Genomic DNA, 21,693 nt, shown 5'->3' on the forward strand with positions numbered 1-21,693 from the left:
GGTCAGCGCGACGAGTTGTCGTCGGGGGGCCACGGCGACGTGGTTTCAGGCGACCAGTCGAAGAACCCGGTCTGCTCGGCGATATTTGCCCGCGGCTGGGTCGCCATGGACTCCGCGTCAGTCGCCGGCGCGCCGGTTTGGGGGATCACCTCAGTCGGCGGTTCGTATGCCGGTGCGTCCCCGCCCATCTGCGCCCACGGATCGGCCGACCCACTCGGCTGCGGAGTAGCGGCACCCTGCCCCCAGGGATCGGCCAATCCGCCTGGCGCGTAGGTCGGGGAACCCCACTCACGATCTCCGCTGACCGAGTCCAGTCGGCCGGTTGCCCCTGGGCTCCACGTCGCGTCCGGATCCGCAAGGACTGGTCCTGCTGTGCCGCCCTGTGTCCCGAGGTCGCCGGGGAAGGGCGACGGGACCGCTCCGGACGCTGCACCCGCGCTCGCGCTCATTTCCTGAAGGCGTTGAGGAATGATCGCGAGGGCTTTGTTGACCAGGTCGGAGCGACGATCCGGCCCCGCATCGGCGCTAGCCAGCAGGAGCAGGCGACCGTGACCGGGTCCTCGATCTGGGGCCGTGAAGAGCGCCCAGGTGTTGTGGATTGCCAGCGGCAGCTCCGCCTGTCCATCCTTGCGGACTGCGGACCGCTCAGACGACACGCCGACGGCGCCCGCGATCGCGGCGCGCACCGATCCGGCGCCGAAAGGTGACCACCCGTTCGACACCTTGAGCTGGGCGGGACCGATCGTCAGGGACGTCGCGCCTTCCAAAGGAATGGGGATCGGGTCACGCAACTCGTGCGGCTGCAACGCGAAGGGCGTGCCGTCGCGCAGCACTTGGCCTGCATCGACCGATACGTCGAACACACCGGCCATCAGCGGCAGTGGCGGGATCTTGGAGCTCATCCGCTTGACGAGGTACATGAGCCCCACGGGGATTGCGATGCCTCCAAATAAGGTGGCCACGAATACTGCCCAGCGCTTGCCAATATCCGGTTGCTTCGCCAAGTTGGCCGTGAAAGTCAGCGACTTCGTGCGTGCCCGATCCGGCTCGTCTTTTGGCGCGAGATGCGCCGTCAACGTCCCCGTCACAGCCCCATTCGCCGCGGCAGACGTAGCGAAGTCGATCGGCAACTCCTTGGTCTCGCCGTCGGCGACGGCGATGCAGGAGGTGGCTGAACTAGCGCTGCTGCTCACCGCGATCTCCCCGGCCTGCTCGGGGGCGGCGGTCACCTGGGGACCGTCCACCCAGACGCAACCAGGCCCGGTGACCGTGACCGATGCGGACGACTTGGCCGCACCCCTGGCCGACCCGAATGTCACCGTGTCAGTCACGGTGGGGAACCCCACTGGCGGTGCCACGGCAACATCGACGTCGACTGCCGACGTGGCGAGCGGCGTGCCGGGAATGGTCTTCCCCTTCGCCGGCTTGATCGACGCCGTCGTAATGGTCGCCTCAACGGTCAGCGTGCCGGCGCCATCGGCCGCCTTGGTCAGATCAATTGTCACCGGTTCCGCCAGCCCCGCGGCATCGATGCCCGAGGCGACCGGAGTGACGTTCTTGGCCGAGTCTGTAAAGGCGACATCGACAACCACGGAGCCCAAGAGCGACTTGGGGTCTATGGGCTTGCCGTCCGTGCGCTGCAACCCGAGCTGAATTGGCTTCGAGCGCTCTCCCGCATAGATGGTGCCTGCCGGCAGGGTCGCCGTTGGCTCGATGTCCCCAGACAACGAGATCGACGTTTCGGACACGGCATTGCCGGAGCCACTCTTGGGATCTACGAAAACCAGTGACCACAAGCCAGTCCAGGACCCCTTCGCCGAGAAGTCCAGCGTGACGGTGTCTTCAGCAAGTCCTTCGCTGCGGATGACCGCTCCCCCGACGCGGGTGTCTTTTGTCCCTGCGATGGGAATCTTGACCGCATCGCCCTTGGGTGGGAGCACATAGAGGTCAAGGCCGGTGGCGCCCCCCGTGGCGGCTACGTGCACGCTGGTGATCGAGTCATCGAGCACAAAACTGTGCGCTTCAGTGGCACAGACTTGCCCTTGACACACCTTGCGACGCTCCGTGATCGGCAATTGGCCTGGAGTGCGAAGCGCGTCAAAGGCCAACATCAGTTGGCCGATATCCGACGCCAAGTGGAAGTCGCCTGTGCCCGCGGCCGACACGGCACCGCAGTTGTTGGTGCCGAGGGCGATGGACTTCATGAGGTCGAGGTCCTTCGCAGTTGCGGTCTTGGCGGCCAACCCGATCCCAAACGTCGCGACTCCCGAGGAACGCACTTGGTCAGCTAGGCCGCCCTTGCGGCACAGGTCCTTGCTGGCAGCTGCGGTGGCCGAGGCGTTGTCGGTCTTGGCCTTGAGGTAAGGCTTGACCGCCTCCTTGACCTTTCCGTTGACCACGCCCTGATACGTCGAGAACGCGTCAAGCTTTCCATCACTGAACCAGAGAATGGCCTGACAGCTGGACCCGCCGCTCTCGGAGCGTTCGGCGAGCGCCGAGCGGGCGCCGTCGAGTGCCATCCAGTAGTCGGTCTGTGCGCCGGTGTCTCGCGGCCGGAATGCCTCCAACTCCTCAGTGATGCGGCGCTCGTCAGTCGCGGCGTCACGCCACGCGCCACTGGCATCGGACACGCTTCCCGAGAAGCCCATGGACTGAATGGCCATCTTGACCTTGTTCTCCCGAGCGAGAGCAGCCCACTGTTTGACGAGGTACTTGGACGCGTCCACCCGGGCACCTGCCGGATCGCTGTCCTTCAACGAACCCGACTCATCCAGCAGGATGACGACGTCGGCGGACTTCTTGTTCTTCATGCACGCGCCGAATTTGGCAATTCCCTGCGAACCGGCCGCTCTTTCCGTCGCGAATGACCGGATGGGTGGTGAGGCCGGTGCCGGCACGGACGCCGAGAAGACCGCACGTGCATCCGGTGCGACGGTGACGGGAAGAGCGACAACGCCGACGGTGAAGGCGGCAGCCACAGCCCGAGCGATAAGGGTGCTCATCGCGTAGCCACCCAGTTGGCGATGACATAGGCCGACGCCGTCACGCCCAAAATCGCCAAGATGCCGACGCCCACTGTGGCGGGGCGAGCCCAGGACCCGTCGTAGAACGCCCGCGCACGCTGGCGCTCATCACCCTTGACGAACTGCCCCAACAATGCGATAGCCACCGGTCCGGCAAGGAGCCAGCTGACGAGTGCCAGGGGGAGCGAACCATTCAGCACGAATGCGGCAAGTAGCCCGCCGATGAGCGCGAGTCCGGCGCTAGCTGCGGCTCCCGCGATCCAGGGCACCGGTGGCCTACCCGGCGGCAACGCAGCAACCGGGCCGGGGCTTCCGCCATCGAATCCACCGCCCCACAGATCGGTCGCGCCCCCCTCGTTGCCCCACGCGGAGCCTTCGACGGGCGCTTCGTCAGGGCTAGGCCAAACTGGAGCACCCCCACCACCTGGCCCGCCGGGGTCCCAGGGAGAGGTCCCCGTTCCTGGCCATTGCGAGGCCCCACTTCCGGAGCCACCAAGAGAGCCGCTGCCGGCCTGACCGCCAACCCCCTGGGACCCGGGAAATGGCTCGGGGTTCCAGCTCATGTGTCGTCCTCTGCAGTGGGATGGCGTGGGCCGCAGTCCAACAGGCCAAGAGCGGCGTGCTGGGCCCCAATCAACTTGCCGGAGTGTCCAGGGACCGACCAGTCCTCGCATTGAAGGACAAGCCATGGCGCGCCCTCCCTCAACTGACCGCCTAGAGGTGCGCGAACGACGATGCCCCCGCGTTGTCCTTGAAAAGGAGGACCGGGAACAAGCGAAATCGCCCAATAGCATTCCGGCATCGCATAACCGCGCAAGATCCGTGCGCACGCCGACCGCCGTGCCACGCACGACGGAGAAGACGGTGACTATTCATGGGAGACGGTTGGTCGGTCGATGACCTCAGGTTAAGTGACCCGGACGATGTCGCATCGCCGGGCCAAGTCCCTAGCAGCCCGTGGTCGGCACCCGCCGGATCACCCATTTATCCGACGGGAACTCCTCACTTCGTGAGCACGCCCACCCCTCAGTTCGGCTCGATACAGTCCTATACGACACCCACACCCGCCCCCAGAGACCTCGCAGTGTGGAGTCCGACACCGTCATCCCATCCGCTGGGGGCACCGGCCAGCTCTGGCCACCCAGTAGCCGTTGCAGGCTCAACCGGCCCCACTGCTTCTCTCAAGGGCCGACGCGGGCGACTCAGCGTGGGGGCGCTGACCGCGGTCGTGGTCGGGACACTTGTCGGCGCCTTGATGCTGTATGAGGCCATCGCATCCGTGAGTCTCATTTCGACCGATCCGCTAGGCGACGGCCTTTTGTGGCTCACCGGATGGTTAGGGATGGACATTCTCATCACCGTCGGCCTAATCGTGGCGGTGATCGGCCTTGTGCGTGGCCCCCGTCGAGGAATGGCCGGGATCGCGATGGCGATCGGCGTCATCGTGACGCCCATGGTCTTTCTCGGCGCCATGCAGCTCGGCGTAAACACTGTCCAGGATCGGGCCAGGCAGCAGTTATCAGGAACCGCGGGAGCCGCTGGTCATTCGGTCCTGAGTTACGCCCAGGACCACAACATCGATCTCGGTCCGTTCCGACCGATTCTCGACGCGCTCCTCGACGACGGTCGTTGACCGCGGGAGTCACTTCGGCCGCGAGGCCCCGCCCAGGCGGGTTATCGCCACGCCCACTAGGCACAGCACACCACCGATGACTGTCAGGAGGGTTGGCGCCTCGCTCAGGAGCAGCCACGACATCGCGATCGCAAACGCCGGGACGATATAGCTCGTCGCGGCCGTGCGACCGGCTGAGGTCCGGGCCAGGACATAGGCCCAGGTCGTGAACGCGATGGCCGTCGGAAAGATGCCGAGATAGACCACCCACAAGGTCGCCGACGTCGGCGCCGTCTGCAGATCCGATGCAAGCCGACCTGCCCAGGGCAGCAGGGCGATGGTCCCGGCGACCGCACCGAGCCAGGTCAGCGTGGTGGAGTCCACCCTCGCGAGGAGGCGCTTCTGGCCGAGGGTGCACCCGGCATACATCACGGCGGCGAGCAGCGCGAGCGCGAGCCCGGGCAACTCGACGTGACCACCCCGGGACTGGGTCGCGATGAGCCCAACCCCGAGGAACGAGATGGGCGCGCCGATCACCAGCGCTCGTGGAAAGCCTTCTCCGAGAAGAAGACCGCCGACGATAACGACCATCAGCGGGGCAAGATTCACCACGAGCGCCGCTGTCCCGGCGTCGATGGTCTGTTCCGCGGTGTTCAGCGCGACGTTGTAAACGCAGAACCACGCCACGCCCCACGCGACGACCCCTGCCAGCGAGCGACGCGGCGGCCAGCGCACCCCACGCACCCCGGCAATGACGCTGAGGACGACCGACCCGACCGCCATCCGCAACAAGGCCAGGGCACCCGCGTCGAAATGTTTGCCCGCCGCGCGAATCCCGATGAACGCCGATGCCCAGAACAGCATCGTCACCGCGGCCGCCGCCAGCGTCCGCGGCTCATTGGCCGGTCGACATCGGCGCTCATGCCGTGAATCCTGCCCGACATCGGGTTCGACCTGACGACACCAGGCCCGGTAGGTAGTCAATCGTTCGGTGGGCTGCCCTTAGACCCGAAGCACGTCCACCAGACCGAGATCCGCGAGCACGTCAAAGTCGTCATCCTGCGTCACGACGAGGAGGCCATTCGCCCGGGCGACCGCCGCGATCCACAGGTCGTTGACATTCACGCGTCGCCCGGCTTGGCCGAGGTGAACGCGCAATAGTGCCCATTCCTGCGCTGCACGCCCGTCGACAGGTAGCTGCTCTGCGGCCGTCGCCCGCTCTAGCGTTCGCAGACGGATCGCCCGCTCTTCGACGCTCCGGGCCGCGAGTACGCCCGCCCGCAACTCAGCCACCGTGATAACCGAGACCGCCAAGTCCGGCGGCATTGACTTCACATCAATCGCTCTGCCCGTCTCGTGCGCGACGAAGACACTGGAGTCCGCGAGGCCTCTCGTCAGTCGTGGGTTGCCCATGGATCATTCAATTCGTCCGTGGAGCCATCTTTAATCCACGCCAGGTCGGCTCGGAGACGGCCATCAACTCCGCCCTCGTGACCCGGCCCAACCACCATCGCGGGCGTGAGAAAGGTCGGCTTAGCACTCGTCGGGCGCGTGATCAGGGCAACCGGGCGACCGTGAACGGTCACGGTGACATCCGTCCCTTCAGCCACCTGGCGGAGCACCTCGGCCGTGTGATTCCGCAGGTCACGGCTGGCTACGGTCGTCATGCACAAAGCGTAGCAACTTTGCCACTCCCGCGGTCGTGGCCGGGCAATCTGCTGGTGCCTACGATCGGGAGGCATGAAGGCGATCACGATTCCAAGCCCTGGCGAGCCCGACGCTCTGGTCCTGGCCGAGGTGCCCGACCCGACCCCAGGCCAGGGCGAAGTGCGGATCCGGGTCGCCGCGGCGGGAGTGAATCGCGCGGATGTCATGCAGCGCAAGGGGTTCTATCCGCCGCCAGCGGGGGCATCGGCATACCCCGGCTTGGAAGTCAGCGGCACCATCGACGCGCTCGGGGAGGGGGTCGAGGGCTGGGCGGTCGGCGACGAAGTGTGCGCGCTCCTGACCGGCGGTGGGTATGCCGAGCTGGTCGCCGTCCCCGCGACGCAACTCCTCCCCATACCCGCCGGCATCTCAGTCCAGGACGCCGCCGCCCTTCCCGAGGTGACGTGCACGGTCTGGTCCAATGTCTTCCTCACCGCGAATCTCCAGACGGGAGAACTCTTTTTGTGCCACGGCGGCTCCTCAGGGATCGGCACCATGGCGATCCAGTTGGCCCGCGCGGTGGGGGCACGGGTCGCCGTCACCGCCGGCTCGCAAGACAAGCTCGACGTATGCCGTGACCTCGGCGCCGAGGTCCTCATCAACTACCGGGACGAGGACTTCGTCGCGCGCATCAAGGAGGCGACTGACGGGCGCGGGGCGGACGTCATCCTCGACAATATGGGCGCGAAGTACCTGCCGCGCAATGTCGATGCCCTCGCCATCAACGGGCGCCTTGTCGTCATCGGCCTACAGGGCGGGGCGGTCGGCGAGCTGAACCTCGGCCAACTCCTGACCAAGCGCGCCGCGGTGATCGCTACCTCGCTGCGCGCCCGCCCGCTCGCGGAGAAGGCCACGATCGTGGCCGCCGTTCGGGAGCACGTCTGGCCGCTGATCGCTGAAAGTGGGAATGGCGAGTCAGGAACGGTCCGGCCGGTGATCCAGGCGACCTACCCCCTGGCCGACGCCGCCGATGCGCACCGCGACCTCGAAGCGAGCCAGCACATCGGCAAGCTTCTGCTGGTGGCGTCCAGATTCCGGTGTAAACGCGCGGGCTCTGGTTCAGGTTTCGTGGGGTTGATGTTACGCGGTGGCGGTGACAGCGTCGGTTTGGTGGGCGTGGTCGACGGCGTGTCGGGGTCGTAGTTCGCGGGGTGGGTCGAGTAGGGATCGGCGGAGGTCGTGTAGCAGGCGTGAGCCGGCGGGGGTCATGGCCAGGCCGCGCCAGCCGGCGGAGGCGCGGTCCAGGACGGCCCAGACCAGGCTGATGCAGGAGGTCTCGCCGGGGAAGCGGCCGATGACTTTGGCGCGGCGGCGGGTTTCGCCGAAGGTGCGTTCGATGAAGTTGGAGTGCCGGATCCGTTGGTGGTGCTCGGCCGGGAAGCGCAGGTAGGCGCTCAGTCCGGCGGCGTCGGTGAGCAGGATCTTCATCGCTGCCGGGTAGATGGCGGCGTACTTCTCGGCGAACGCGCGGACGCGGGTGTCGATCAGGTCGACCAGCGCGGGGCCGGGTTCGATATCGAGGTCGGTGGTGTCGAAGATGGCCCAGTAGCTGTCGCGGATCTCGTCCTGCATCCCGGTCGGGGTCTTCGCCAGAACGTTCCGCAGCCGGTGGATGAGGCACCTCTGCCGCAACGCTTTCGGGTAGATCTGCTCGATCGCGGCGATCAATCCTTGAGCGCCGTCGGAGATGACCAGCAGCGGACTGCCCAGGCCCCGATCGCGCAGGTCGGCCAGGAAGTCGACCCACGCGTCGGTGGATTCCCCGGCCCCGGGCGCGAGGCCGATGAAGACGGGTTTGCCGTCAGTGCTGATCCCCCAGGCGGCCAGCACCGGCTCGGCCGGGCTGCCGGGGTGCATCCGGAAGAACGAGGCGTCCAGGAACAGGTAATCCACGCTCACCCCCTCCAGGCGGCGGGCAGCCCACTGCTCGTACTCGGCGGTGATCGCCTGGCAGATGGTGGAGACGGTGGACTTGGAGATCGCGGCCTGGTCCCCGAGGGCTTCAGCCAAGGTGGCCTCCACATCGCGCACCGACAGGCCCCGCACGAACGCGGCGATCACCAACGACTCCAACGCGTTGGTCTTGGTCACATGCTTACCGAACAGGCGGGAGGCGAACGCGGCGGTGGTGCCGCGCAGCTTCGGCCGCTCCAGCTGGACCGGTCCGGCGGTGGTCTTGACCGTCACCGGCCGGTACCCATTACGGGACCCCGGCCGGGCGTCGGTGATGGTCGCGGCGCGCTGGTAGCGCTCCCGGCCGAGGAACTCGGTGACCTCGGCCTCCAAGGCGGCCTGCATCAACAGCTGCGCGCCGAGCCGGGCCACCTCCTCCAACACCTCCGGCAGCGGCCGGTCCTGCGCGAACAGGGCGTCGATCCTGGCGTGGATCCGATCGGTGGGTGATACTCGTGCAGACACGGGCGTAGGGTCCTTCCTTCGATGACTTTGAGCGGTCTCGAAACCGAACCTACGCCCGTCTCATTTACACCGGCCGCTGGACACGACCGCTTCTGCTCCTGCCCTGACACTCCAGCCCTGGCGCTGCGGCCCTGACCCTCAAACTCCGTGAGGCTCAACTACGGGCGTCCACGAACCACTGCGCGAGGTGGACCTCGTCAACCTGGAGCGCCGGATCGGAATCAACGAGCACTCGCCCGCTACCGTCGACCAGCTGAAAGGTCGATCCCGTGCCCGTCGAACTTGTGCCCGTCGATCTTGTGCCCGGAGAACCAGCGCCCTTGGTGAGCGGCTGATCCGCCAACCACGGAGCCCCGGGAACCCAGCTGCCCGGCAACAGGCTCACAGTTCCCTCCGCTCCGGTGCCCAGATCGGCCACCGACCACCGGATGCCCCCACCGCCATTCGACGCCGCCAGGCCCACCGACCGCCCGTCCGGTGCGACCGACCCCACCATCCCCGCACCCAGGCACCACGCGGCCGTGGGTGCCGCTCCGGTGGACTGCCAATCAATCACGCGTGCCACGTCGCTTTGGCGGACATAGTCGAGATTGAGTGACTTCAGGCCGCAGTCCCGTGTTCCAGCGCCCGCCACGCCGATGACGTCACCGAGTCCATTCGGCCCACTCCAGCACCGCCCGTCGCCATCCACGACAAGCACCCGGTCATCTCGCGTATGCACGAGCGCGGCAAGGCGGTCTGCGCGCGGCGGCAGCGGCGAGACGGGCTCCATCGCACGTCAGGGTCAGCGCCGCGGTCGTCGAGCCGGTCGTCATCCCGGCCGTCGCGCCGGTCGTCCCACTATTCGCCCCGGTCGTCGCCGAGGTATTCGCCATCGTCGCCGGCGGCAGCGACTCGCTCCCCCGGAAGTACTGAAGCCCCGCCCACCCCCCCTGCGGCCCACACCCCTCCGGCCAACGCCATCGACGCGGCCGCCAGACCGCCGAGCAACCGCAGCCGGCCCAGGCGCCGCGACCGCTCCACGCGCCCCATGATCTGGTCCATCAGATCGCCCGAAGGTGCGTCCGGCAGCTCAACCTCACCCGGCCGCGCAGCTGCCTCCCGAATCACCGTCTCCACCTGGTCGATCATGTTTGCGCCAGGTATCGATCGACTGCGTCACGAGCATCCGCCGCACGTAGGCCTCAGGGTGGCCGCGACCGATGATCCGAGACCAGTTCGCCCCGGCCCGCACGAGCACATCCTGAACCAGGTCCTAGGCGCCTTCGCGCGTCCCCGTCAGGAGATAGGCGGCGCGGACGAGCGCGGCATACCTCGCCCGGACGAAGTCCTCGAAATCGACGCCCGCCTGCCCTCCCGTCAACCTCGATTCTGCCGTTACGTCCTACACGAACGAACCGTCGTCTGTGGAGGGGTATGAGGCGTCATCAGTCGTGTCATCAGAACGTGACCCACCACCCGCATACCGCGTATTGCCAACCTTCTCATACTCGGTATACAGTCGCTTCAGCACGGGAAATACCCAGTATTAGACCGGTGACACCCGACCGAATGGAAGGCGGCGCGAATGTCAGTCAAGTTGGGGATGCTGGCCCTCCTGGCCGAGGAACCCATGTATGGCGCGCAGTTGCGCAGCGAGTTCGAGGGCCGCACTGGCGGGACGTGGCCGCTCAATGTCGGGCAGGTCTACACCACGCTGGCCCGCCTCGAGCGCGACGGCATGGTCGTCCAGGACGCCGAGCCCGATGAGGAAGGCCGGATCCGCTACCAGTTGACCGATCTCGGGCGCACCGAGGTTATGGCCTGGTGGGAGACGCCCGTGCGGCGCGAGGAAACGCCCCGCGACGAACTCGTCATCAAACTGGCGCTCGCGGTGACCACCCCGGGCGTCGACGTCCGCGCCGTCGTCCAGACCCAGCGGACCGCGACCATTCGCCACTTGCGGGATCTGACGCGGGTCAAGACGCAGGCGAGCGATCGGCATACGTCCGAAGGAGAGCAGCGGGACCTCGCGTGGCTCCTGGTCGTCGAGAACCTCATCTTCGCCGCCGAAAGCGAGGTCCGCTGGCTTGACCATGTCGAGTCCAGCCTCGCTCGGGCCGCCGCGATGCCCCGGCGTGCCGCAGTGACTGACGGGGCATCCCCTCGCATGAGCACGAACCAGTCCGGCACAAACCAGCCAAGGAACCAGTCCGGCACGACGCAAGCAACCACCGATTCAAGTTCAACCGATCTGCAGGGGGCAAAGAAATGACCGAATCAATCCTTCGTCTCGTCGACGTCACCCGTACGCACGGGACCGGCGAGACCGCCGTCCACGCGCTCCGCGGCGTCAGCCTCGAAGTGCGCCCGGGCGAACTCGTCGCCGTCATGGGCCCCAGCGGCTCCGGCAAATCCACCCTGCTCAATGTCGCCGGCGGGCTCGACAAGGTGACCTCGGGCGAGGTCCTCATCGAGGGGGAGCCACTGAGCACTATGTCCGCCCTCCAATTGGCGGCGCTACGCCGCCGACGCGTCGGCTTCGTTTTCCAGGACTTCAATCTCATCCCCTCCCTCACGGCAGGCGAGAATGTCGCGCTCCCCCTCGAACTGGACGGACTCTCCCCGCGCAAGGCACGTCACTTCGCCAGTGACGCCCTCGACCTGGTCGGCCTTCGCGAGTTGATCGACCGCTTCCCGGACAAGATGTCGGGCGGTCAGCAGCAGCGCGTCGCCATCGCTCGCGCCTTGGTCGGCGATCGACGCCTCGTCATGGCGGACGAACCGACCGGCGCTCTCGACTCGCACACCGGCGAGGGTGTGCTGCGTGTGCTGCGGGAGCGCTGCGACTCCGGCGCCGCCGGCCTGCTCGTCACGCACGAGGCTCGGCACGCCGCCTGGGCCGATCGGGTCGTCTTCCTGCGCGATGGCGTGGTCGTCGACACCACCGGCTCGCCGGACGAAATCCACGATCTGCTCGCCGGGGCGGGGCACTGACATGACCGCCACATCCACGCTCCCGCAGGCACCGACGCGCCCTCCCGGCCCGTCACTGACGTCCGGCTCTCGCTTCCAACGCTGGCTGGCCAGTTGGCTCGTCTCGTTGAAGATGGCTCGCCGCGATGCGCTGCGCTTCAAGGGTCGCAGCGCCCTAGTCGTCGTCATGGTCGGCCTGCCGGTCGCCCTGATCGTCGGCGGCCTCACCCTCGCCAGCACCTCCGCCCGCAGCGCCCGCGAGGACCTGCCGGCGCGCCTCGGCAATGCCGTCGCCCTCATTGACAACATCTCGGAGACCAAGATCCTCAACCAATCCGTCGAGGGCTGGGAGATGGGCGGGCCGAGCGATGGATCCCCGCCTCCCAAGGCACTCCCCATACCCGGGTATGCCGCGGACGCGCCTGCCGCTGAACAGAACGCCGCGCTCGGGGCCTTCCTCGGGGGAACCATCGTGCCCATCGGCTATGGCGACATCCGGTGGGACGCCACCCCGGAACGCCGACCGTCGGCCTCCGTCGCCTACCTCGATCCCACCGTCGATCTCGGTCCGAAGTTGTCGCTGCTCTCCGGCCGCTGGCCGACCTCGAATGCCGAGATCGCGGTGACACCCGCGGGAGTTCACCAGGGGATGCCGAAGTCCGGGCAGGTCACGCTGCGCCTGCCGAATGGCACCGCCAAGGCCGTGACAGTGGTCGGCGAGGCGTCCTTGCTCGATCCCAACGTGGGTATGCCGTCCCTCCTCACCACCGAGGTCTGGGATGGCGCAAACTTCTGGCAGACGCAACGCCTGCTCCAGCGGTCCACGCCAGTGAGCTGGGACGAGGTCAAGAAGCTCAACGACTACGGCCTGACGGTGGTGAGCCGGGCAGCCATCGAGAATCCGCCCGTCGTCGCCGACCGCACCCCTGAAGAGCAGCGCCAGAGCAATGACACCCGGATCGCCGCGGCCATGCTCGGCAGCACGTTGTTCATTTTGACCGCCCTGCTGGTCGGGCCGGCCTTCGCCGTGAGCGCCGGACGGCAGCGCCGATCCTTGGCGCTCGCGGCGAGCAATGGCGCCGAGACGCGCCAGCTGCGCCGGTCGGTCCTGGCCTCCGCAGTAGTTCTCGGCGTTGTTGCGGTCGTCGTCGGCGCCGCCGTCGGCATCGCCGGTGCCTTGGCAGCGGCCACGTACTGGCGCACCACCCGGCCCTGGACAACGGCCGTCGGCCCGAACCAGGTGCCGTGGATCGCCGTCGCCATCGTCGCCATCTGCGCGACTCTGGCAGCGCTGACGGCCGCGCTGATCCCCGCTCTGCGACTGGGTCGCCTCGACATCATCGGGGTGATGAAGGGGCAGAACGTCTCCCCGCCGCACAGCCGGAAACTGCCGATTGTCGGTCTGATCCTGTTTGCGATCGGCGGCATCGGCACCTTCCTCGCGGTGACGAAAGAGTCGGCGGGGGCCGCGATGATCGGCATACTCGGCCTGTTTGTCGGTCCCCTGCTGTTGATCCCGCTCATGCTGGTGGTGGCCGGACGGATCGCCGCGCGCTTCCCGGCACCGTTCCGGATGGCGACCCGGGACGCCGCCCGCCAACGGCACCGCTCCGCCCCGACCGTGGCGGCCGTCATGGCCGGCAGCGCGCTCCTGGCGACTTTCGCGGTGACCGGGGAGAGCCTGGATAAGTTCAACGAGCGGCAGTACGTCCCGACCAATATCGCCGGGGAGGGGACCGTCTGGCTGGGCGACACCACCATGAAGCAGGAGTTCGAGCAGGCGGCCGCGACCTACGCTCCGACGTGGAAACTCGTACCCAGCTACCAGATTTCCAACTACGACCCCACGAGCACGACCGAGCCGACGGACGAGGCGTTCGCGAGCGTCATACCGCCCGGTTGCACGCTGGCGCAGTCGTTGCCTGACTGGTCCAACAATTCCGACCCGTTCACCAACCCGTGCGTCAAGGCCGGCACGAGTGGCGGTCCGGAGCGCAGCGGCTTCATTGTGATCCCGGCGGACGAAGTCATCCGGCGTCTGCAGCTGACCGGGGCTGCCGCGGAGGCGGTTCGCAACGGAGCCGTGGGGGTCGCCGACGCCGCCTGGGCACCCGGCGGGAAGGTCACGCTCGGTTATGGCACCCGCGCCTACGAGGCCAACGGCCCGAGCGGGCCGGCGAAGGTCCTCACCTCGCAGGAGACGCAGGTCGACGCCTATGTCATCCCCGCAGAGGCGTATGCCCGGGCGGCCGTCGACAGCTACTCGGGTGTCGTGATCCCGGTCGAGACGGCGAAGAAGCTGCAATTGCCGACGCAGATCAACACCTACTTCCTGTATGACCCGCGTGGCCCGATCAGCACCGACGCCCAGAAGAATGTGCAGGAACATCTGACCAGCGAAGGCCAGATGCAAATCGAGCGCGGATACCAGAACGAGTTCAAGTGGATCATGCTGATCGTCTTCGGGATCGCGGCGTTCCTGCTGGTGACGGTCACCCTGATCAGCACGGCGTTGGCGCTGGCCGAGCAGCAATCCGACATGGGCACGCTGGCCGCGGTCGGGGCGACGAAGGGAACGCGCCGGCGCTTCGCGGCGGCGCAAGCGGTGACCGTGGCGCTGGCCGGCGGGCTCCTGGGGACGTTGATCGGCCTGGTCGCCGGCGTGGCACTCGCCTATCCGCAGACCTCGAACGGGTGGGACAGCGTGACCGGCGAGCCAATGACGCTCAGCCCGACGATCGGCATACCGATCCTGCCCATGCTGGCCACCCTGGTCGGGGTGCCCTTGATCGCCGGTTTCATCGCGGCGATCGCCATCCGGAAGGCGCCGACGGTGACGCGTCGGGCGTGACAGGCGGGGCGTGACGGCGCGGGCGTGACGGGCGGGGCGTGACGGGTCCCGGCGGGGGCCGGGATGTATGGGGAGCGGGCGGGAGTGCGTGCAGGGGCGCACTCCCGCCCGGCTCATTTCAGCGAGATGGGCTGCGACGGTAGCGGCACCGGCGTTCGCCCCCTAGCCTTGACCGCATGGCCGGGTCATAGCCGCCCCGCTGCCGCCCATCGATTCCGAGGTGAGCACGATGAGCACAACCGCATGGACCCAGACGGCGCTGTTGCTGGAGTTGAGCCAGGTCGTCGAGGGCGAACTCAACCGGCACAACAAGGTTGCGAAGGAATGGTTCCCGCACGACTACGTGCCGTGGTCGGACGGGCGCAACTACGACGGGTTGATGGGCGGGGAGCCGTGGAGTCCCGACGACGCGCCGATCTCCGACGTCGCCCGGTCCGCGTTGATCGTGAATCTGCTGACCGAGGACAACCTGCCGAGTTATCACCACGAGATCGCGATCATCTTCGGGCGTGACGACGCCTGGGGCGAGTGGGTTCACCGCTGGACCGCCGAAGAGGGTCGGCACAGCGTGGCCATGCGCGACTACATGTCGGTCAAGCGCTTGGTCGATCCCGTTGACCTCGAACGTCACCGGATGGCGCACATGTCGACGGGCTACGAGTCGCAGCACTCCGGCGACATGATGCGCTCGCTCGCCTATGTCAGCTTCCAGGAGTTGGCCACGCGCATCTCGCACCGCAACACCGGCACCTACACCAACGACCCGCTGTGCGAGCAACTACTGCAGCGCATCGCGGCCGATGAGAACCTCCACATGATCTTCTATCGCAACCTGCTCAAGGCGGCGCTGGAGTTGTCGCCCAACCAGGCGATGTGTGCGATCCGCGATGTGGTGACCAACTTCGCCATGCCGGGCACCGACATACCTGGGTTCCAGCGCAAGGCCGTCGAGATCGCCCTCGCCGGGATCTATGACCTTCGCTCGCACAAGGACGAGGTCGTGGCGCCCGTCCTGCGCTATTGGAAGGTCTGGGACTTGGAGGGCCTCGACGGCGAGGGCGAGGCCGCCCGGATGGAACTCGACGCCTACATGACCGAGTTGGAGAAGCAAGCCTCTCGCTTCGAAGACAAGCGCGAGATGATGAAGAAGCGGATGGGCGTGGCCTGATCGGGCACCGCCTAAGTCACCGGCACAGAGTCTGGAGTCCACGAACCTATCGGCTGATGACCCGTCTGGCGTTAGCGCCGGGCCACCTTTGGCAGGATGATCGGCATGACTGACGCCCCGAACGACGCCGCCACCCAGGACACCTCCAGCCAGGACACCGGCACCGACGGCTCGACCGCGCCGGAAGACGCTTCGGCCGAGCGGGTCGTGGTGTTGACCCCGGAAGGCATGGGCGTCGTGGAGGCCGGGGACGACCGCAACCCGGCCGACCTCATCGAGCAGCCGGCCAAGGTCATGCGCGTGGCCTCGATGATCAAACAGCTCCTGGAGGAGGTCCGTAGCGCACCGCTGGACGACGCGGGCCGTGCTCGGCTGGCCCAGATTCACGCCCAGTCGATCTCGGAGCTCAAGGACGGCCTCGCGCCGGAGTTGATCGAGGAGTTGGACCGGCTGGCACTGCCGTTCAGCGGCGGCACCCCGAGCGACGCGGAGTTGCGTATCGCCCAGGCCCAACTCGTCGGCTGGCTCGAAGGACTGTTCCACGGCATCCAGGCGGCCCTGGTCGCGCAGCAGATGGCGGCGCAGGCGCAGCTCCAGCAGATGCGTCGCGCCCTTCCCCCCGGCCACCCCGCCGCGCAGGAGGACGCAACCCCCATGGGTATGCCGCCCGGCCAGCCCCCGCGGCCCGGGATCCCCGGTGACGGCGGCCCGACGGGCCAGCACCTCTAGCACCGGGATTTCGCCGCTGGTGGGGAACTTTGCTGTCGCCCCAACGACAGCAACGTTCCCCACGACGCAGCAGGGCGGTGCGGTCAGGTCGCGGCGGCTGCCGCGCGGCCGGCGTTGCGCCCGGAGAACATGCACCCGCCCAGGAATGTCCCCTCCAGCGCCCGGTAACCATGCACCCCACCGCCGCCGAACCCGGCGACTTCGCCCGCGGCATACAGACCGGGGAGGGGTTGCCCCGCCAGGGTGAGGGCGCGCCCGTCGAGATCTGTCTCGATGCCGCCGAGGGTCTTGCGGGTGAGGACGTGGAGGCGAATGGCGATGAGCGGCCCATACGACGGATCGAGGATGGCGTGCAGGGGGTGCGCGCGCTTGGTGAGCCGATCGCCCCGGTAGCCGCGAGCGTTGTGAATGGCGCCGACCTGGGCGTCCTTGGCGTACGGATTGGCGACCTGGCTGTCGCGCTCGCGGATCTGCCGCTCCACGGCATCCCCATCCACGGGCGTATGGGGAGTGAGGGCGTTCATCTTCGCCACGAGTTCGGCGATGGTCGCCGCCTGAACGAAGTCGACACCGTGGTCGAGGAAGGCCTGCACCGGTGACGGCATCTTGGTTAGGGGCCGGCGTAGGACGTCGCGGACCGACTTGTCGGTGAGGTCGGGATTCTGCTCCGAGCCAGAGAGGGCGAACTCCTTCCCGGCGATGGCGGAGTTGAGGATGAACCACGAGTGGTCGTGGCCGGTGGTGCGCAGGTGGGCAAGTGTGCCGAGGGTGTCGAAGCCGGGCCACAGCGGCGCGGGGAGGCGGTTGCCGGTGGCGTCGAACCACATCGAGGACGGTCCGGCGAGGATCCGGATCGCGTGGCCCGGCCAGATCGGGTCCCAGTTCTGGATGCCTTCGACGTAATGCCACATCCTGTCGGTGTTGATCAACCGGGCCCCGGCGTGCTCGCTGATCCCAAGCATGCGGCCGTCGACGTGGGCCGGCACGCCGGTGTGCATCACCGTCGGCGGCTGGCCGAGCCGGGCGGGCCAGTGGCGGCGGACGAGGTCGTGATTGCCGCCGATGCCGCCGGCGCTGACGATGACGGCGCCTGCGTGAAACTCGAAGTCCCCCAAAACATCTCGGGACGTGGGGACGCCGCGGTCCTCGGTGCTCGGGGCCAGCACCGCTCCGCGCACGCCGGTGACCCGACCATCGGAGACGACGAGTTCGTCGACACGGTGGCGCGGCCGATAGATCAGGCGCCCGACGGCGATGGCCGCGCGGACGACCTCTTCGAAGGGGGCCACGACACCCGGCCCGGTCCCCCAGGTGACGTGGAAACGCGGGACGGAATTGCCATGTCCCCCCGCCTGCCCGTCGCCCCGCTCGGCCCAACCGACGACGGGGAACCAGCGCATCCCCATACCGTGCAGCCAGGCCCGCTTCTCGCCGGCGGCGAACTCTACATAAGCCCGAGCCCACTGCTGCGGCCAATAGTCTTGCGGCCCATCGAATCCCGCAGTGCCGACCCAGTCCTGCCAGGCGAGGTCGAGGCTGTCGCGGATGCCCATCCGGCGCTGCTCGGGGGAGTCGACCAGGAACAGACCGCCGAACGACCAGAACGCTTGACCGCCGAGATTGGCCTGGGACTCCTGGTCCACCAGCAGCACTTTGCGCCCGGCGTTGAGCACCTCACCCGCGGCCACGAGCCCGGCGAGCCCGTGGCCCACGACGACGACATCGGCATCCATGACCGGAATGCTACCCGCGAGTAGGTCAGACGGTTGAGCACTCAGAGGTACTGAACCGTCTGACCTTGTTGTCCACAGGCGCTCAACGGCGAGATTAGCTCGCCGTCCACAGCCCATAAGCCGGTGTCACGACATCCCGGCGTGGCCCGGCTTGACTCGTAGACATGATCGCCGCGAGTCTCACGACGCAAATCAGCCAGTCCCCTAGTGCTGGCACAGCCAGAGTCATCTGGAGGCGCACCGTCGCAGCCGACCTTGCTGCGCGCCATGCCGGGCTGGTTCGTCGCTCGATGCTCACGGCCGCCGGGATCACGACTGGCGAGATCCGCGGCGAACTCAGAGCCGGTCGGTGGGTTCAGGTCGGCCCGAACACGATCGCCGTGCCGCGACCCACTGTGCCCGGTTGGCAACGGGCGAGCGCCAAGCACGACGGGCAACGCCTAGGAGAGGCAATGCCGACAGGGTTGGCACCATTCTGGTGGGCTGTTTGGGAGTCCGGCACGGCCGCAGCCCTCGACGGCGCCAGTTCCCTTGTGGCGCAAGGGATGACGGGATTCACGCTTACACGAATTGACGTCTCGGTGCCACAAGGGTCGCGCGTTTGGCGCCACCCGGGCATTACGGTCACCCGTCGTCGCGACGTCGGTCGGGTGCTCCCCGTCCTGCCCCGGGTTGAGCCCGCTACCGCCACGATCCGGGCCGCGCAGCTGGCTACCTCGGATCGCCAGGCGGCCCTGCTCATCTGCCTCCCGGTGCAGCAGCGGATCGTGGCACCGGCGCACCTGCTCGACCGGTGGCGAACGGTGCGGCGCTCGCCGCGGCATACCCTCCTCGGGCAAGTGATCGCTGACGTTTGCGACGGGGCACACTCGTTGGGCGAGTTGGACTTCGCCGGCCTGTGTCGACGCACCGACTTGCCCGAACCACGACGCCAGCAACTGCGCAGGGGTCCGCGCGGGCGGATCTATCTCGATAACGAATTCGCCTGTGGCCTCGTCGTCGAAATCGATGGTGCCCAACACGGTTGGGGTCTCGCGCCAGTGGAAGACGCGCTGCGCGCCAACGCATTGACCTTGCAAAGCCGCCGGGTGCTCCGCATACCGGTGATTGGGTTGCGCCTGAACCCACAGGCGTTCATGGCGCAGGTCGCGGAGGGGATTCGGCTCATGACCCTCCGGTAGGTCAGACAGTTCGTGACTCGGGGGTGACGAACTGTCTGACCTTAATCAACCGCCGGGAGGAGGCGGATGCCGGAGTCGTCGACGACGAAGCGCACCGAGGCGAGGTCGGGTACGACCGCGTCGGCATTGCCGGTCGCCACGAGCGCGTCGCGCCCGGTGGTCGTGACCACCGCCAGGGTCGCGCAGCCCGCGGCCTTCGCCGATGCCAGGCCGGCGGGGGCGTCCTCCACGACTAGGCAATCCGCCGGATCGAGGCGAAGGCGTCGCGCCGCCTCCAAATAGGGGTCCGGGTGCGGCTTGCCGTGCGCGACCTGCGATGCCGTCACCACCACGGGCGGCGGGATCAAGCCGGACGCGGCAAAGCGGGCCAGCGCGAGGTCGTCCGTGCAGGAGGTCGCGATCCCGACGCGACCCGAATCCGCCAGTGCGGCAAGGGATTCCGCACCTCCAGCAAGCATTGGTATGTCGCGCGCGTCCCCGATCTCCAGCTCGCGGAGCCGCCGATCCGCCGCCTCGACGAACTCCGGCGCGACGAAGTGCGTGATGACGCCGAGGGCAGGTACGCCGTGCCAGCCCTGCAGGTCCGCCAGCGCGACGTCGAACTCGCCGGCCCACGTCGCCCAGCACCGCTCCACCGAAGCGGTCGAGTCGATGAGCGTTCCGTCCATGTCGAACAGCACCCCGGCGAAATTTCGCCCGGCCAAGCACCCCAGGTCGACGGCCACGTCAGTCACGCGTTCTCTTCTCCCACAACGATAATTCGGACGAAATACGTCACCGCAACCTCCGCCGCCTCTGCGTGGCACGAGCGCCGCTCCCTCGGGAGTATGCCGCGCCGGACCTCCACCAGGACCCGCGCGTTCGCGGGATGGCCGGTGACCTGCACCCGCCACGTGCCGTGGTTCGCCTCGCTCTGCACGCCGGCGAGGGCTGCGCCCGGTCCGGGGGTGGTTGCCTCTGGGGGGAGGACGCGGCATACGAGTTGAGGCAGGGAGGCGGGTCCGAGCGCATCGAGGACCCCGGTGAGCGCGGCCTGCGTGACCGGCGAGCGGGTGGCGACGCCGCGCAGGTGCGTGGCCGCGACGCGACCGGCTCGATGAGCGAGCACAACATCGACGGCTGAGTCGGGGTCGAGGCTGCCGAAGTACGTACCGGACGGCAGGACAACGAGATTCGCCGCGAACCGGTCGCCGCCGACGTGGCTCGTCTCCCAGGTCTCGTGCGGGAACCGGGCGGCGAGCGCCGCCGCGACCGGCCGCCCGCGCGTGGCACAACACGGGTCGTGACGGCCGTGGGTGCAGACGAGGAGGCGCTCCGACGCCGCCTCCGGCAGTGGGCCGGCGGCCTCGAACGCCGCGAGCGCGGCAGCCAAGCCTGGGTCCGGTGGCGCCCCGAGCGACCAGACGCCCGACTCTTCGGTCGCCGTGAGCGGATCCACCACCACCCACGTCAACGGCTCGGGTATGCCGCCCCGGCCCCCCGCCTGGTCCCCGTCCCCGCGGCCCCCCTCGGCGCGGCCGTGGCGGCGGACGAGCACCATACGTGCCCGGCGGGTTGACACGATGGCGGCGATTCGCTGGCGATAGGGCGTGAGTTCGGGAGAGGTCAGGATCGCCGATGGCCAGCCGCGCGGCTGCTCCAGCAGCAGCCAGCGATGCACGGGCGGTGCCGTCGCGATGAGCGGATCATGCCGTTCCCGGGCACCGTCTGCGCACGGCTTGGCCACCGACTCCTCAACCACCGACTCCTCAGCCACCGGGCATCGACGCACCGGGAATCGGTGCGAGCACGACTACGCCCGCCCGCAGGAGGTGCTGCGTCTCCGCGACACCGAGTTGCGCCACCGCGAGCGTCTCGCCCGCCAACAGTGACCGAAGCGCGCCTTCGTGCGCCGCTTCCACCGGCTGCACCCCGAGGCGCGAACTCAGGACCAACTCCTCCCCACGCCGCTCCAACCGCGCGGCCAGTCCGGCTCGCAGCCGCACCGCCGGCGCCTCGCTCGGCCCGTCCGCGGCAATCCCGGTTGCGGCCAGCCCCTCGGCGGCCATCCTCTCGGCCGCCATCCTCTCGGCCGCCATCGAGTCGGCCGCCATCACCGTCGCGATCGGCGCGACCGGCTCGGGCCTGGTGCCGTCACGGTGAGCGGGCGCCAGCGCGGCCACCAGTTCGCTGACCGGAGCCGCTTTGATGGCAGCGATGAGCGTCTCGCGGGCGGCGTCGACCGCGGCGATCACCGTAGGATCGGCCGCCGCAGCCGCCGTGTCGGCGAGGTCGATCCCCGCCGGCAGGGACGCGCGGACGCGCGGGTCGGCGGCG

20 protein-coding genes and 1 pseudogene are annotated in these 21,693 nt (G+C 68.1%); 8 read left to right on the forward strand and 13 right to left on the reverse strand.

The window, feature by feature from the left end; all coding sequences use genetic code 11:
* Positions 1–2: 2 nt before the first annotated feature.
* Together BN13_RS00510 and BN13_RS00515 are read right to left on the reverse strand one after the other, a co-directional pair.
* On the reverse strand, positions 3–3,002 hold the full coding sequence (locus BN13_RS00510; protein WP_157038355.1) for a vWA domain-containing protein: 3,000 nt from the start codon (positions 3,000–3,002) through the stop codon (positions 3–5).
* Positions 2,999–3,292: a hypothetical protein gene (locus tag BN13_RS00515; protein ID WP_048543557.1), complete on the reverse strand. Its 294-nt coding sequence runs from the start codon at positions 3,290–3,292 to the stop codon at positions 2,999–3,001. The genes BN13_RS00510 and BN13_RS00515 overlap by 4 nt, the downstream gene beginning before the upstream one ends.
* 938 nt (positions 3,293–4,230) lie before the next feature.
* Between BN13_RS00515 and BN13_RS00520 the strand changes: the two genes are divergently transcribed.
* Positions 4,231–4,656, forward strand: a complete 426-nt coding sequence (locus tag BN13_RS00520) for a hypothetical protein (protein WP_048543559.1) — start codon at positions 4,231–4,233, stop codon at positions 4,654–4,656.
* A 9-nt stretch (positions 4,657–4,665) separates the two neighbouring features.
* Here the strand turns inward: BN13_RS00520 and BN13_RS00525 are convergent, their stop codons facing one another.
* The 3 genes from BN13_RS00525 to BN13_RS20845 form a co-directional block, all read right to left on the reverse strand.
* The gene (locus BN13_RS00525) at positions 4,666–5,505 is read right to left on the reverse strand and encodes a DMT family transporter (protein ID WP_268806946.1); all 840 of its coding nucleotides are present in this window, start codon (positions 5,503–5,505) and stop codon (positions 4,666–4,668) included.
* A gap of 132 nt (positions 5,506–5,637) precedes the next feature.
* Positions 5,638–6,048 (reverse strand): PIN domain-containing protein, encoded by a 411-nt coding sequence (locus BN13_RS00530; RefSeq protein WP_048543561.1) that lies wholly within the window; start codon positions 6,046–6,048, stop codon positions 5,638–5,640.
* A complete protein-coding gene (locus BN13_RS20845) occupies positions 6,030–6,377 on the reverse strand; it encodes a type II toxin-antitoxin system Phd/YefM family antitoxin (RefSeq protein ID WP_407667886.1) in 348 nt (115 codons plus the stop codon). Before BN13_RS20845 ends, BN13_RS00530 begins: the two co-directional genes overlap by 19 nt.
* On the opposite strand from BN13_RS20845, the gene BN13_RS00540 reads away from it, so the two are divergent.
* Entirely contained in the window at positions 6,376–7,485 is a 1,110-nt protein-coding gene (locus BN13_RS00540) for an NAD(P)H-quinone oxidoreductase (protein ID WP_084733473.1), read from the forward strand. The genes BN13_RS20845 and BN13_RS00540 overlap by 2 nt on opposite strands.
* Here the strand turns inward: BN13_RS00540 and BN13_RS00545 are convergent.
* The 4 genes from BN13_RS00545 to BN13_RS20850 all read right to left on the reverse strand — a co-directional run bounded on the left by BN13_RS00545 (position 7,423) and on the right by BN13_RS20850 (position 10,012).
* Positions 7,423–8,760 (reverse strand): IS256 family transposase, encoded by a 1,338-nt coding sequence (locus tag BN13_RS00545; protein WP_048543564.1) that lies wholly within the window; start codon positions 8,758–8,760, stop codon positions 7,423–7,425. The genes BN13_RS00540 and BN13_RS00545 overlap by 63 nt on opposite strands.
* A 154-nt stretch (positions 8,761–8,914) precedes the next feature.
* Positions 8,915–9,532 carry a hypothetical protein gene (locus BN13_RS00550; protein WP_048543566.1) on the reverse strand — a complete coding sequence of 206 codons (618 nt, stop codon included), beginning with the start codon at positions 9,530–9,532 and terminating at the stop codon, positions 8,915–8,917.
* A 68-nt stretch (positions 9,533–9,600) separates the two neighbouring features.
* Positions 9,601–9,879: a hypothetical protein gene (locus tag BN13_RS00555; protein ID WP_157038356.1), complete on the reverse strand. Its 279-nt coding sequence runs from the start codon at positions 9,877–9,879 to the stop codon at positions 9,601–9,603.
* Entirely contained in the window at positions 9,839–10,012 is a 174-nt protein-coding gene (locus BN13_RS20850; protein ID WP_407667887.1) for a SigE family RNA polymerase sigma factor, read from the reverse strand. Before BN13_RS20850 ends, BN13_RS00555 begins: the two co-directional genes overlap by 41 nt.
* A 315-nt stretch (positions 10,013–10,327) precedes the next feature.
* Here BN13_RS20850 and BN13_RS00560 point away from each other — a divergent pair, with 315 nt between their 5' ends.
* The 5 genes from BN13_RS00560 to BN13_RS00580 all read left to right on the forward strand — a co-directional run bounded on the left by BN13_RS00560 (position 10,328) and on the right by BN13_RS00580 (position 16,463).
* Positions 10,328–11,014: a PadR family transcriptional regulator gene (locus BN13_RS00560; protein WP_084733474.1), complete on the forward strand. Its 687-nt coding sequence runs from the start codon at positions 10,328–10,330 to the stop codon at positions 11,012–11,014.
* On the forward strand, positions 11,011–11,736 hold the full coding sequence (locus BN13_RS00565; RefSeq protein ID WP_048543569.1) for an ABC transporter ATP-binding protein: 726 nt from the start codon (positions 11,011–11,013) through the stop codon (positions 11,734–11,736). The genes BN13_RS00560 and BN13_RS00565 overlap by 4 nt, the downstream gene beginning before the upstream one ends.
* A 1-nt stretch (position 11,737) precedes the next feature.
* Complete coding sequence (locus tag BN13_RS00570; protein WP_048543571.1) at positions 11,738–14,566, forward strand: FtsX-like permease family protein; 2,829 nt, start codon at positions 11,738–11,740, stop codon at positions 14,564–14,566.
* 229 nt (positions 14,567–14,795) lie between these two features.
* Positions 14,796–15,734, forward strand: coding sequence for an acyl-ACP desaturase (locus BN13_RS00575; RefSeq protein WP_048548659.1), 939 nt, complete (start codon positions 14,796–14,798; stop codon positions 15,732–15,734).
* A 105-nt stretch (positions 15,735–15,839) separates the two neighbouring features.
* The gene (locus tag BN13_RS00580) at positions 15,840–16,463 is read left to right on the forward strand and encodes a proteasome activator (RefSeq protein ID WP_053079675.1); all 624 of its coding nucleotides are present in this window, start codon (positions 15,840–15,842) and stop codon (positions 16,461–16,463) included.
* 83 nt (positions 16,464–16,546) lie between these two features.
* Here BN13_RS00580 and BN13_RS00585 read toward each other — a convergent pair whose 3' ends face one another.
* Entirely contained in the window at positions 16,547–18,196 is a 1,650-nt protein-coding gene (locus tag BN13_RS00585) for an FAD-binding dehydrogenase (RefSeq protein WP_048543575.1), read from the reverse strand.
* Between the two features lie 452 nt (positions 18,197–18,648).
* Here BN13_RS00585 and BN13_RS00590 point away from each other — a divergent pair, with 452 nt between their 5' ends.
* Entirely contained in the window at positions 18,649–19,377 is a 729-nt protein-coding gene (locus BN13_RS00590) for an endonuclease domain-containing protein (protein ID WP_235433883.1), read from the forward strand.
* Positions 19,378–19,418: 41 nt separating this feature from the next.
* Here BN13_RS00590 and BN13_RS00595 read toward each other — a convergent pair whose 3' ends face one another.
* The 3 genes and pseudogenes from BN13_RS00595 to BN13_RS00605 all read right to left on the reverse strand — a co-directional run.
* Positions 19,419–20,111, reverse strand: coding sequence for an HAD-IA family hydrolase (locus tag BN13_RS00595; RefSeq protein ID WP_235433884.1), 693 nt, complete (start codon positions 20,109–20,111; stop codon positions 19,419–19,421).
* Positions 20,108–21,133 carry a sucrase ferredoxin gene (locus BN13_RS00600; RefSeq protein WP_048543577.1) on the reverse strand — a complete coding sequence of 342 codons (1,026 nt, stop codon included), beginning with the start codon at positions 21,131–21,133 and terminating at the stop codon, positions 20,108–20,110. The genes BN13_RS00595 and BN13_RS00600 overlap by 4 nt, the downstream gene beginning before the upstream one ends.
* Positions 21,126–21,693 (reverse strand): annotated as a pseudogene (locus BN13_RS00605) (hypothetical protein); the annotation flags it as partial. The pseudogene BN13_RS00605 and the gene BN13_RS00600, both read right to left, overlap by 8 nt.

Source organism: Nostocoides jenkinsii Ben 74 (genome assembly GCF_001046875.1).
GTDB lineage: Bacteria > Actinomycetota > Actinomycetes > Actinomycetales > Dermatophilaceae > Nostocoides_A > Nostocoides_A jenkinsii.

Excerpts from the sequence above, each read along its gene's own strand:
- BN13_RS00550 (WP_048543566.1), bottom strand. The coding sequence starts at position 9,532 with ATGGAGCCCGTCTCGCCGCTGCCGCCGCGCGCAGACCGCCTTGCCGCG.
- BN13_RS00590 (WP_235433883.1), top strand. The coding sequence starts at position 18,649 with ATGCCGACAGGGTTGGCACCATTCTGGTGGGCTGTTTGGGAGTCCGGC.
- BN13_RS00580 (WP_053079675.1), top strand. The coding sequence starts at position 15,840 with ATGACTGACGCCCCGAACGACGCCGCCACCCAGGACACCTCCAGCCAG.
- BN13_RS00510 (WP_157038355.1), bottom strand. The coding sequence starts at position 3,002 with ATGAGCACCCTTATCGCTCGGGCTGTGGCTGCCGCCTTCACCGTCGGC.
- BN13_RS00575 (WP_048548659.1), top strand. The coding sequence starts at position 14,796 with ATGAGCACAACCGCATGGACCCAGACGGCGCTGTTGCTGGAGTTGAGC.
- BN13_RS00540 (WP_084733473.1), top strand. The coding sequence starts at position 6,376 with ATGAAGGCGATCACGATTCCAAGCCCTGGCGAGCCCGACGCTCTGGTC.
- BN13_RS00565 (WP_048543569.1), top strand. The coding sequence starts at position 11,011 with ATGACCGAATCAATCCTTCGTCTCGTCGACGTCACCCGTACGCACGGG.
- BN13_RS00530 (WP_048543561.1), bottom strand. The coding sequence starts at position 6,048 with ATGGGCAACCCACGACTGACGAGAGGCCTCGCGGACTCCAGTGTCTTC.
- BN13_RS00560 (WP_084733474.1), top strand. The coding sequence starts at position 10,328 with ATGTCAGTCAAGTTGGGGATGCTGGCCCTCCTGGCCGAGGAACCCATG.
- BN13_RS00570 (WP_048543571.1), top strand. The coding sequence starts at position 11,738 with ATGACCGCCACATCCACGCTCCCGCAGGCACCGACGCGCCCTCCCGGC.
- BN13_RS20845 (WP_407667886.1), bottom strand. The coding sequence starts at position 6,377 with ATGCCTCCCGATCGTAGGCACCAGCAGATTGCCCGGCCACGACCGCGG.
- BN13_RS00585 (WP_048543575.1), bottom strand. The coding sequence starts at position 18,196 with ATGGATGCCGATGTCGTCGTCGTGGGCCACGGGCTCGCCGGGCTCGTG.